At 44.9% G+C, this 12,373-nt stretch carries 11 protein-coding genes; 3 read left to right on the top strand and 8 right to left on the bottom strand.

The annotated features are described in order from the left end of the window. Positions 1-94: 94 nt before the first annotated feature. The 8 genes from ACFS5N_RS14500 to ligA form a co-directional block, all read right to left on the bottom strand. A complete protein-coding gene (locus tag ACFS5N_RS14500) occupies positions 95-1,048 on the bottom strand; it encodes a glycoside hydrolase family 43 protein (RefSeq protein ID WP_377186943.1) in 954 nt (317 codons plus the stop codon). A 175-nt stretch (positions 1,049-1,223) separates the two neighbouring features. After that, positions 1,224-1,835 (bottom strand): RDD family protein, encoded by a 612-nt coding sequence (locus ACFS5N_RS14495; protein WP_377186940.1) that lies wholly within the window; start codon positions 1,833-1,835, stop codon positions 1,224-1,226. Between the two features lie 237 nt (positions 1,836-2,072). Next, positions 2,073-2,474 (bottom strand): hypothetical protein, encoded by a 402-nt coding sequence (locus ACFS5N_RS14490; protein WP_377186937.1) that lies wholly within the window; start codon positions 2,472-2,474, stop codon positions 2,073-2,075. Between the two features lie 115 nt (positions 2,475-2,589). Next, positions 2,590-2,847, bottom strand: coding sequence for a cysteine-rich CWC family protein (locus ACFS5N_RS14485; protein WP_377186934.1), 258 nt, complete (start codon positions 2,845-2,847; stop codon positions 2,590-2,592). Between the two features lie 99 nt (positions 2,848-2,946). Continuing rightward, on the bottom strand, positions 2,947-5,325 hold the full coding sequence (locus ACFS5N_RS14480) for a ribonucleoside-diphosphate reductase subunit alpha (RefSeq protein WP_377186931.1): 2,379 nt from the start codon (positions 5,323-5,325) through the stop codon (positions 2,947-2,949). Positions 5,326-5,411: 86 nt separating this feature from the next. Beyond that, entirely contained in the window at positions 5,412-6,383 is a 972-nt protein-coding gene (locus ACFS5N_RS14475; protein ID WP_377186929.1) for a ribonucleoside-diphosphate reductase small subunit, read from the bottom strand. Between the two features lie 429 nt (positions 6,384-6,812). Then, on the bottom strand, positions 6,813-7,175 hold the full coding sequence (locus tag ACFS5N_RS14470) for a methionine-R-sulfoxide reductase (protein ID WP_377186926.1): 363 nt from the start codon (positions 7,173-7,175) through the stop codon (positions 6,813-6,815). A gap of 353 nt (positions 7,176-7,528) precedes the next feature. Next, positions 7,529-9,544, bottom strand: a complete 2,016-nt coding sequence (ligA, locus tag ACFS5N_RS14465) for an NAD-dependent DNA ligase LigA (RefSeq protein WP_377186923.1) — start codon at positions 9,542-9,544, stop codon at positions 7,529-7,531. A 166-nt stretch (positions 9,545-9,710) separates the two neighbouring features. Between ligA and ACFS5N_RS14460 the strand changes: the two genes are divergently transcribed. From ACFS5N_RS14460 to ACFS5N_RS14450, 3 genes are all read left to right on the top strand, one after another. Further along, complete coding sequence (locus tag ACFS5N_RS14460) at positions 9,711-10,013, top strand: hypothetical protein (protein WP_377186920.1); 303 nt, start codon at positions 9,711-9,713, stop codon at positions 10,011-10,013. 118 nt (positions 10,014-10,131) lie between these two features. Further along, positions 10,132-11,361, top strand: coding sequence for a C4-dicarboxylate transporter DctA (gene dctA / locus ACFS5N_RS14455; protein ID WP_377186917.1), 1,230 nt, complete (start codon positions 10,132-10,134; stop codon positions 11,359-11,361). A gap of 205 nt (positions 11,362-11,566) precedes the next feature. Continuing rightward, the gene (locus tag ACFS5N_RS14450; protein WP_377186915.1) at positions 11,567-11,935 is read left to right on the top strand and encodes a hypothetical protein; all 369 of its coding nucleotides are present in this window, start codon (positions 11,567-11,569) and stop codon (positions 11,933-11,935) included. Positions 11,936-12,373 lie beyond the last annotated feature (438 nt).

Below are 12,373 nucleotides of genomic sequence, written 5' to 3'. Positions count from 1 at the left end.
TCAAAATGGGTGTCATGCTGAACTTGTCGAAGTATGCGGGCCAAGGCCAACGCTCGCCCTTCGACAGGCTCAGGATGACGCCCTCTTTTGATGTCTACTTATCGATCGTCAAAAACCTGAAGCTATCCTTATTGACTACCAATTTTGAAGGCTTGTCTGCCGTAAAAGCCAACCTGATGACTGCTGTTTTGCGCCTGCCCACCAGGTTATTGCTATGATGCGTATGCAGCACATAATATAAATAACCATCTTTACCCACAAACAAGTCGCCATGCCCTGTGCCGTTAAAACCAACCAAATGGCGGCTTATGATGGGGTTATCCGGACTTTTTGTCCATGGCCCCATGGGCGAAGTTGAGGTAGCATAGCCGATGGCATAATCGATGTTTTGGTAATCGTTGCTTGAATAGAGCAGGTAGTATAAGCCGTTGTGTTTGATAACGGTAGGCCCCTCGCAAACCGGCCAGTTTTTGTGCGCGGTGTTCTCCCACTCCATGCTTGAGTTTACGCATTCTTTGGCGGCCGCGGTGTCGATGTCTGACAGATCGCTTTTCAATGGCGCCACAAACACGCGGTTGCCGTTCTGTAACCGCACAAAATAGAGATACAGCTTACCGTCAGTATCTTTAAATATAAAAGGATCGATCTGATGAACCGGGCCTGATATCTTTTTAATGGCCGCTTGTTTGAATGGCCCCAGCGGGCTGTTGCTTTCTGCTATCGCGACATCTTCATTGGCGGCATAAGCCATGTAGTATTTACGATTGCTTTTAAATATCTGCGGTGCCCAAAACAACTTATCGCCATAGCTATCGCCTTTGGCTAAAGCCAGGCCACCTTCGGCCCTGCCGACGCCGGCTTTCCAGTTAATCAGATCGGGCGACTGGTAGACCGGGAACCCGCGATTGCTGCCCGTACCATACAAATAGTATTGACCATTATCATAAAATATAGTCGGGTCGGCCAATTGGATGGTATCTTTTTGAGTCGACTGTGCCTTAGCGGTCATAGCGGCCAGCAAAGCGCAAAGCAGGAAAACAGCTTTCATGGATTTATAATTTGTACTAAGATAGGAAGTTATGATACAGACAGCCCATTGCGCATGGTAAAGAATTGGTTATAATTGAGTTGTCATTCTGGAGCATAGCGAAGAGTCTTATAAAAGCGGCTAGCAAAGCGTATAAGATTCTTCGCTACGCTCAGAATGACAAACGGGAAGCATTTTACAACCTATCCTTAATCACAAGGGTTCCGGCAACCATATCGTGCAGGCACTGCTGCTGTTTATTAAAGAATGTAAACAGGTAACCCACAAACAAAGTCAAAACTGATAATAACTTTGCCAGGTTGCGCTTGGCTGCAAGTGTCGGGGATAAACGAGCGCCCTGCATATCGCATACCTTTAGTTTAAGCAGCTGCTTCCCATAGGTGGCCTGTTTTGGCGAGCTTTCCATAACGATGTGGTAGATAAGATTAACGACCGGTATCAGCGCGAACAAGCTCAGTGCCAGGCCCAGGCCAATCAGCTTATCGGTAATAAATAAAGTAATGGCAAATGAAGGGATTATACAAACCGCCGAAACAATCAGCCAGTCCACAAAGGCAGCCGTCGCGCGCTGGTCAAACGAACCATAATACTGCAACAGCACCTGTTTTTGGAAACCGAACAGCTCGCGCAGCTCGGCAACTTCATGCGCCTCTTTGTAGTCGTCCATCGCTTCGGTTTTGACGAAGTCGGCGAACCTGACGCGGCGGGCTTTCAATTCATCAATAGTGAACGGCCCTTCAGGTTTGCCGTTGACGACCAGGAGATATGTATTTTGAGTGGATGACATTGTTGGTTAAAGATAGCATTTATACCCATGAGGTGTTTCACTAAATAGTGAAACACCTTGGAACACTTTTATGGCACCCGCTATTGATTATCAATGAGTTACGACATGTGTCTGAAACAGGGTGAAACAGCACAAAAACTTTAATTATAAGCACTTAAATATTTGTATTTTAGTTATTTAAGTGATTTTATGAACTTTCAAGCAATTAGAGTGAAACACCCCAAATGAAACACTTTTTTAATAAACGTAAGCCAGCGGGCCATCTTTACAAACCAGTACCGACCAACCCGGTTTAGAACCTGCTGCCACCGATGCGATAAACCTGTCACGTATATAAATACCCACTTCTACTAAACCATCATCTTTTGACTCTGTCCATTCACACCTGATCTCGCCTTGGTGCGCTATGGGTTTTATCTGCGCGTCTTTTGATAAATATTCTTTAGGGTTCAAAAACGGCATATCCTCAGGCAACCAGAATGAAGTTTGCGGGGCTTCCTGGACATTGTACAGCCAAACATCACCAATCACATCTTCGTCCTCATGCAAATACGCATAGGCTACGCGGCCGTCATCTTTAATTAATAAAGAATAATGGATATCGAACTCGCAGGGTATTTGGGTGGTAAAGGTTGACATGTTATTAATTAGTATAAAACAAAAAAAGCGTGGTGTCATACTGAGGCTCTCGAAGCATGAGGGTAAAGGCCACCGCTCGCCCTTCGAGAGCCTCAGGGTGACAGCCCCCTATTTTCTATGGTTCTATCCCCATCATCTCCCTATACTCCGACTGCAACTCCAGCAAACACTTGGCGCACATACAGCCGTCATAATTCTCGCTGATGTATTGTACCTCGTTGATGGTTAGCTGCACCGCGCTGCACTGGCATTTGGTATAAGAATTAGCCTTACATTCAATGCGGGAGCCGCAACGGTCGCAGGATATGATTTCGTGTTTTGTAGCCCCCTCTAAATCTCCCCCGGCAGGGGAGACTTTTTTATCATCGTGCATTATAAAGTTTTTTCAAATGTAAAAAGGCCGAAATAAATTCCGGCCTCTTATTTTAAATATCTTGAAGCCCTCCCTTCCGGGGAGGGTTTGGGAGGGGCGTTACGCTGAGCAAGTCACGCAGCCTTCTTCCATTGAGCAGGTTGGGCCGGCTGGTATTTCGTCGGCAACTTGTTGTACCACTTCTGGTATAACCGGGTCCATGTTTTTACCGCCTTGATTTTCAACCGTAAATTTAACCGCTTGCGATGCTGCTTGCGTACGCAGGTAGTACATACCGGTTTTCAAACCTTTCTTCCATGCGTAGAAGTGCATTGAAGTTAGTTTTGAAGCGTTTGGCGAGTTGATGAACAAGTTCAATGATTGCGACTGGCAAATGTATGCGCCACGGTCGGCAGCCATATCGATGATGTCGCGCATCTTGATCTCCCAGACAGTTTTGTACAGATCTTTCAGGTCTTGAGGGATTTCAGCAATATCCTGGATTGAACCGTTTGCGCTGATGATCTTATCTTTCATGGTGTTATCCCATAAGCCTAAGTTCACCAGATCGCGCAGCAAGTGCTTGTTAACAATGATGAATTCACCGCTCAATACACGGCGGGTATAGATGTTTGAAGTATATGGCTCAAAACATTCGTTGTTACCCAAAATTTGCGAAGTTGAAGCAGTAGGCATTGGCGCAACTAACAATGAGTTACGTACACCGTGGTTCATTACGTCTAAACGTAAGTTTTCCCAATCCCAACGGCCGCTCTCAGGTTTTACACCCCACAGGTCAAACTGAAACTGGCCTTTTGATAACGGCGAACCTTTAAAGGTTTCGTAAGCGCCATCTTTAATAGCCAGGTCTTTTGACGCAGTCATGGCTGCAAAGTAGATGGTTTCAAAGATCTCTTTGTTGAGTTGTTTTGCTTCAGGGCTTTCAAACGGCATACGCAGCAAAATGAAAGCATCGGCCAAACCTTGCACACCTAAACCAATCGGGCGGTGACGCAGGTTTGAATACTCGGCCTCTTTAACCGGGTAATAGTTGTTATCAATAATTCTGTTCAGGTTTAAAGTAGCCTGATAGGTTACATCATATAATTTTTGGTGATCAAACTCACCATCGCGTACATAACGTGGCAACGCTAACGAAGCCAGGTTACAAACCGCAATCTCATCGGCCGAAGTGTACTCTAAAATCTCAGTACATAAGTTTGAGCTTTTAATAGTACCCAGGTTTTGCTGGTTTGATTTGCTGTTGGCAGCGTCTTTATATAACAAGTAAGGGGTGCCGGTTTCAACCTGAGCGTCAAGTACGGCAAACCAAAGCTCTTGCGCTTTGATCACTTTACGGGCGCGACCTTCTTTTTCATATTTCTTGTATAATTTTTCGAAATCTTTACCAAAGCAATCGGCCAAACCCGGGGCTTCGTGAGGGCAGAATAAGCTCCAATCTTCGTTAGCTTCAACACGTTGCATAAACAAGTCGCTTACCCACAGGGCGTAGAACAAATCGCGGGCACGCATTTCTTCTTTACCGTGGTTTTTACGCAGGTCAAGGAACTCGAAGATATCTGCGTGCCATGGCTCTAAATAAATAGCGAATGCACCTTTACGTTTGCCGCCACCCTGGTCAACATACCGGGCAGTATCGTTAAACACACGCAGCATTGGGATAATACCATTGCTGGTGCCGTTGGTACCGCTGATGTATGAACCAGTAGCGCGCACGTTGTGAATGCTCAGACCGATACCACCTGCGCTTTGAGAGATTTTGGCAGTTTGTTTCAAGGTATCATAAATACCATCAATACTGTCATCCTTCATAGTCAATAAAAAGCATGATGACATTTGTGGTTTTGGTGTACCTGCATTAAATAATGTAGGCGTAGCGTGCGTAAACCAGCGCTCGCTCATCAGGTTATAAGTTTTAATAGCGCTGGCGATATCTTCTTTGTGGATACCTACCGATACACGCATAAACAAATGCTGAGGGCGCTCGGCTATTTTTCCGTCCAGTTTTAACAGATATGATTTTTCCAGGGTTTTAAAGCCAAAGTAATCAAAACCAAAGTCGCGGTCATAAATAATGCTGCTATCCAGTTCTTCAGCATTTTTTTCTATGATCTGGTAAACATCGTCGGCCAGTAACGCAGCATTTTTGCCGGTTTTAGGGTCTACGTAATTGTATAAATTACGCATGGTTTCTGAAAATGATTTGATCGTATTTTTGTGCAGGTTAGATACCGCGATACGCGATGCCAATAACGCGTAGTCAGGATGCTTTGTCGTTAACGAAGCGGCTGTCTCAGCGGCCAGGTTGTCAAGCTCTGACGTAGTAACACCGTCAAATAAACCTTCAATTACTTTCTTTGCAACGTCAACCGGGTCAACCAGTTGAGGGTTTAAACCATAGCACAGTTTCTCAATACGTGCGGTGATCTTGTCAAATTTTACTGACTCTTGTTTTCCGTCTCTTTTTACTACAAACATTTTCTTGGCATTTTAGTGGCTGGACCGGAACCAACCTGGGGTTACTAATTATTTTATTTACTGGAATCTCTTATTTTTTCTGTCGATTAAAAATCCTCGTCTAATGAGAACGACTTCGTTTCGGCGGTGTTCATTACGCCGCTTTTCTGGTAATCGCCTACACGCTTTTCGAAGAAGTTGGTTTTACCCTGCAGCGATATCATCTCCATAAAATCAAACGGGTTGGTAGCGTTATAAACCTTAGGGTAACCCAGTTCGCCTAACCATCTGTCGGCCACAAACTCTATGTATTGGCTCATTAGTTTAGCATTCATACCAATCAAGCTAACCGGCAGCGCATCGCTAATAAATTCTTTTTCAATTTCAACCGCGTCTTTAATAATACCGGTAACAACTTCGGTCGACAGTTTTTTATCCAGCATTTTGTACAGCAGGCAGGCAAACTCGCAGTGCATACCTTCGTCGCGAGAGATCAACTCGTTACTGAACGTTAAGCCCGGCATTAAACCGCGTTTCTTCAACCAGAATATTGAGCAAAAACTACCTGAGAAGAAAATACCTTCAACAGCGGCAAAGGCTACCAAACGCTCGGCAAAGTTGCCGTTGTTTATCCAGCGCAGCGCCCATTCGGCTTTTTTACCTACACACGGTACGGTTTCAATGGCATGGAACAAACGGTCTTTTTCGGCAGGGTCTTTAACATATGTGTCAATTAAAAGCGCATAAGTTTCTGAATGGATGTTTTCCATCATGATCTGGAAACCGTAAAAACAGCGGGCCTCAGGCAATTGCACCTCGCTCATAAAGTTTACAGCCAGATTCTCATTCACGATACCATCGCTGGCGGCAAAGAAAGCCAGGATATGCGATATAAAATGCTTTTCGCCCGAGTTAAGATTTTCCCAATGCTTTAAGTCGTCAGAAAGATCAATCTCTTCAGCGGTCCAAAAACTGGCCTCACATTTTTTATACATTTCCCAAATAGCGGGATACTTAATTGGAAGGATGACAAACCTGTCTTTATTCTCCTTTAATAGTAATTCTGTTTCCTCTGCCATGCGCTTATACTTTATTATTAACTCTTAAAACCTTCAACCCCATCCACATCAACCCTGGTAATTTTAGCCGACAATGCCGCCAAGCAGTTGCTTTAAAAAAATGACGGCCGGAAACCATCCCCTTTAAACTACTTTTTAAATCACCCTCACTAATCGCTACTAACTACTCTAAACAGTGTGTGTCGGCGTAACCGCCGGTTGATATTGAAGCTCTTTTTAAACATTTACCGGCAAGGTCGCCGGTATAAATAGGAGCGTTTTAAAGAACTTATGATTCAAAGATAGGCGATGACATCCCTCCTTGTTAGTGATAGTTTTACACATCACCTATAAGTTATTCACAAGTTTTTTGTTAGGATTCTTATTTACTGAAAAACAGTTGATTAAGCGCATATTAATAACATATGAAATTTATCGGCAAACAATTTGTCAGTTGGCCGGCACAAATTTCATCGACAGGGAATTGACGCAATGTCTTACATTTTTTGGCGTAAGGTATTCGCCTTCAAAAACGTGGCCCAAATGTGCCCCGCAATTGGCGCAGACAATTTCAGTACGACGGCCGTCGGCGTCAGGAATACGTTTAACCGCTCCCGGTATTTCGTCATCAAAACTCGGCCAGCCGCAGTGCGATTCAAATTTTGATTCAGAAGTATAAAGCGGCGTATCGCAACGCTTGCACACATACAAACCCTGCGCTTTATTATTGAGCAGCGCACCAGTAAACGGGCGCTCTGTACCTTTATGCAATATTACCCACTCTTCGTCGGGTGTTAATTCGTTGTATTTCATATTAGTTAATTCTTTATGATTTCACAGATTTTTTGGGGTGATTTCACCGATGGGTTTTGGCCATCTTTCTGCTACAAATTACGACAAAAAACTGGCCACGATTTTGGTTTGGGCGGATGTTTACATGGGTGTGACACCCCTCCCGGGGGCCTCCCGCCAGCCGGCGGAGAGGAGACTAAACGAATTAATTTATAAACATCTGTCATTCTGAGCAAAGCGAAGAATCTTATATAAGCGATTAGAAAAGCGTATAAGATTCTTCGCTTTGCTCAGGATGACAAGGCTGAAAAAAAGGCTTCGCTAAATGTGAAACCATCCTATATGCAAATCAAAAGTCTCGCTTTTGGGAAGATTTAGAGGGGTGTTATCATCCCCATTAACTCCACATCACTAATAACAGGTATATTAAGCTTGGTTGCTTTTTCCAGTTTCGACGGGCCCATATTGTCGCCGGCTACCAGGTAATTCAGCTTGGCAGATATGCTGCTTAATATCTTACCGCCATTTTGCTCAATGATGTCCTTCAACTCATCGCGCGAGCGTTCAAAGGTGCCGGATATGATAAACGTCTTCCCTGCCAGGGCATTGCTGGCTAATACAACCTCTTTTTCTTCGGCTACAAATTGCAAACCGGCGGCGCGTAATTTTTCTATCTCCCGGCGATGATGTTCGTCGCCGAAGTATTCAATAATGCTGTGCGCTATGCGCTCACCTATTTCTTCGGCAACCACCAGCTCATCAAGCGTTGCCGCCATCAGGTTGTCGATGTTTTTAAAATATGCTGTCAGCTTTTTAGCGACGGTTTCGCCAACATAGCGGATACCCAGGCCAAACAGCACTTTTTCAAACGGCATTTGTTTGGACTTTTCAATACCATCCAGCATGTTATTGATAGATTTCTCGCCGAAGCGCTCCATCTTTTTAAGCCCATCGATATGGTCGTTCAAGCTATATAAATCGCTGATATGACGGATAAAGCCGCGTTGATAAAGCGTTTCGATAGTCTCATCACCCAAGCCGTCTATATTCATAGCTTTTCGACCGATAAAGTGCTGGATCTTTCCGGTAATTTGTGGCGGGCAGCCTTCATCATTCGGGCAATAAAAGGCTGCTTCGCCCTCAACCCGGGTTAACGGCGTACCACACGCCGGGCATTCGGTTACATAGTTTATAGGCGCAGCGCCAACTATCCTCTTTTCGGGGTTCACGCTGATGATCTTCGGGATGATTTCGCCGCCTTTTTCAACAAATACCCAATCGCCTTCGTGGAGGTCAAGACGCAGCATTTCATTGGCGTTGTGCAGCGTGGCGCGCTTTACGGTAGTACCTGCCAGCAATACCGGTTTCAAATTAGCAACCGGCGTAACCGCACCGGTACGGCCCACCTGGTAGGTAACAGCCAGCAGCTCAGTTTGTACCTGTTCGGCCTTAAATTTATAGGATATGGCCCAGCGCGGCGATTTAGCGGTAAAGCCCAGCTCCTCCTGCTGCGCATAGCTGTTTACCTTAATAACTATGCCGTCAATATCGTAACTCAAATCAAAACGGCGCTTGTCCCACTCTTTGATAAAAGCCATTACGCCGTCAATGTTATCACACAGGCGGCTATGCTCATTAACATGAAAACCCCATTCCTTAACTGCCTGTAAGCTTTCCCAATGGGTTTTAAACGGTGGCTTTTCGGCATATAAAAAATACAGAAAGCAATCTAAGGGGCGTTTAGCTACCTCGCTTGAGTCTTGCAACTTAATAGTGCCCGACGCGAAATTTCGCGGATTGGCATAGGGCTGCTCGCCGTTTTCCACACGTTCGTTATTAAGGCGCTCAAAAGCTTTCAGGTGCATAAAAACTTCTCCACGTATCTCAAACTCTGCCGGGTAGTTACCGGGTTTAAGTTGTTTGGGGATGCTTTGTATGGTTTTTACGTTGGTGGTCACGTCATCGCCCTGGGTACCGTCGCCACGGGTTACGGCACGCAGTAGTTTACCATCCTCATAAGTAAGGCTCATGGAGAGGCCGTCAAACTTCAGCTCACATACATATTGAAAATTATCACCGATGGCCTTGCGAATGCGCTGATCAAAATCCAGCAATTCCTGTTCATTATAGGTGTTACCTAACGACAACATTGGCCAGCGGTGACGCACCTGCTGAAACTCTTTCGTGATATACCCGCCTACCCTTTGTGTAGGCGAATCAGGGTCTAAAAATTCAGGAAATTGCCGCTCAAGGGCTGCCAGCGACTCCAGTTTTTTATCGAAATCAAAGTCGGATATGGTGGGCATGGCCAGCACATAATAATTATAGGTATGTTGTTTTAATTCGGCGCTTAGCGCCTCAATTTGCTGTTTCGCTTCTGCAGGTGACATAAAACGAAGATAAGGATTTGCGCTTTCAGCCGCTTAAAATTTTGTTATTTACAAACACCAATAAATCAAAGCCTTACAAACAAACATTAAAAAAAATCAAGGCTAAAAATTAAACTTTCTTTTAGCTTTCCTGTCTGTAGTTTAGTTAACAACAAACAAATACTATATGAAAACGCTAAGAAAAATTTTATTTGCAACAGCAGCCTTACTGGTGTTTGCCACTGCCGACAGTAATGCACAAATTGTAGTGAGAGCCCGCCTATATCACCGCGGTCCCGTTGTGGTTCGTCCGGTACGTCCATCAGCCGGCCATGTGTGGGTTGAAAATGAGTGGGTAGTAAGACACGGCAGATATGTTGAACGCCCGGGCTATTGGGCATTGCCGCCTCGCCCGCGGGCTGTATGGGTACCTGGCCACTGGGATCGCCGCCCGGGTGGTTACATTTGGATTGCGGGTTACTGGAGATAAGATATCACCCGTTTATAAAAAGAGCCCGCCTGGTTTTAAGGCGGGCTTTTTTGTTTGCGCCAGCCTCATGTCATAAGGGGACGAGCAAAATCCCGCCAATAATCGTATTATTGTTATAATGAAACGATTATTTACCAACCTTACCTTTCAGGTAATTGTTGCCATAGTTTTGGGTATTGTGGTAGGGCTTTACTACAAACCTTTTGCCCCAACCGCTCAACTCATCAGCAAAACGTTTATCAGTTTGATAACAATGCTGATTGCGCCTATCATTTTCTTCACCATTGTTTTGGGTATCGCCGGTATGAGCGATATGAAAAAGGTGGGCCGCGTAGGTGGTAAGGCTTTACTGTATTTTGAGATCGTTACCACGTTTGCTTTAATTATAGGCGTAACCGTAGCCAATTTAATTAAACCCGGCGAGGGCTTTGTAACTACTGTTAAGGCCGATACCAGCAAGCTCGAAGTTTACCAAAAAGCTGCTGCCGAAATGCACTGGACCGACTTCATTGCCCACATTGTCCCCAGCAACGCTTTTGAGGCCTTTGCCAAAGGCGATATTTTGCAGATACTTTTCTTTGCCATCCTATTTGGCTTTGGCCTGAGCCGTATGGGCGACTCGGGCAAGGTAGTTATCGACCTGTTTGAGAAGATATCGAAAGTGTTCTTCAACATTATGCACATTGTAATGAAGGTAGCCCCTATCGGCGCTTTTGGCGGCATGGCCTACACCATAAGCACCTACGGCATTAAAACGTTGCAACCTTTGGCCATGCTTATGGCATCGGTTTATATAACCATGGCGCTGTTTATTTTTGTAGTGCTCAATATCATTTGCCGCCTGTATAAGTTTAGTTTGTGGGCTTATTTGAAGCATATTAAAGAAGAAATATTGATTGTATTGGGCACGTCATCGTCAGAGTCGGCCCTGCCGGGGATGATGGAGAAGCTTGAAAAGTTTGGCTGCTCGCGTTCAGTAGTGGGTTTGGTTATCCCTGCGGGATATTCATTCAACCTGGATGGCACCACCATTTACCTGTCAATGTGTACCATATTTTTGGCGCAGGTATTCCATATTCCACTAACTATCGAGCAGCAATTGAGCATCATTGCCATACTTATGGTTACCTCAAAAGGTGCCGCGGGCGTTACAGGCAGTGGCTTTATTGTGTTGACATCAACATTGGCGGCTATAAAGGTTATCCCGGTTGAGGGTGTGGCAATATTGCTGGGCGTAGACAGGTTTATGTCTGAAGCCCGGGCGATAACTAATGTGATTGGTAATGGAGTAGCTACTGTGGTGATTGCGAAGAGTGAGGGGGAGTTTGTGGTTAGAGATAGTGATTAGGCATAAGCGCGTTGTCATGCTGAGCTTGTCGAAGCATTGTGAGTAGGCCCCTCGCTCGCCCTTCGACGGGCTCAGGGTGACGGCCCCGTTTTTTAATCATGGCATTATATCATTAAAAAATAAATCAGCCCAATACCTTTAAAATTCCACGCATATCCTCAAATTTGCCCCTCTAAATAAGTGAATACGGCATTTAGGTTCTGATATGGAGTTTTTTGAGGAGATCAATAACCTGCGGTGGATATCGCTGGTAAATATTACTGAAGCTAAGCTGGCGCTCAACATCCGCATTATCGGGGCTGTCGACCTGAGCGCCGATATACTGGCCACTGCCTATAATATACATTTTAACAATTATGCAGCCTATTGCGTAATCGACGAATCCTACCGCAAACAAGCCGGGGATAATGCCGCATTATTCCGCACCTTCACCCAATCCAACTATCTCGACTTCCTGCAACTCGACACCACAACCGGTGACCCAATAGCTGAACTGAAGCATTATGCTTTTTACTGCTTGAATCATATCATCCACGTCGCCGCTTTCGAGGAGCCGGTGATTGTGAAGGGTTAAGAGCTTGTCCGTTTTGTCATAGGGTAGCTGCCGACGTACAAGAGTGTCTGAACCTTGATTTTAGGATTTCGAGATTCAAGGATTTTTTCCTGTGTTATTGAAAAGAGTGTCGGCTTATTGTTGGACAGCATCGGCCGGCAGGTCTCTACACTTTTTCCTTCATCTTCCTTCATCTTTATCTATCTAAGCGACCGGAAATCCTTAAATCCTCTAATCCCAAAAATCAAGGTTCAGACAGTTGCGTTAAGGGATAGCAACGGATACCGGCCCAGATCCGCCAACTGGCCGACTGAAGGAGTAACTATATTCAATACAATCAAACTTATTCTACAAACTATTCACAAGCCGCTCTAACCGCTAACCTCAAATCACTAAACCACCCTTTGTAAATTTTTCATCATCAAATAAAAAATTAACACGCCAAAACTGTAGCGGGCC

The sequence above is a fragment of the Mucilaginibacter ximonensis genome (assembly GCF_042686265.1).
GTDB classification, from domain to species: Bacteria; Bacteroidota; Bacteroidia; order Sphingobacteriales; family Sphingobacteriaceae; genus Mucilaginibacter; species Mucilaginibacter ximonensis.
The sequence above is the reverse complement of the archived record's forward strand: the minus strand, read 5'-3'. Positions and strand labels throughout refer to the sequence as shown.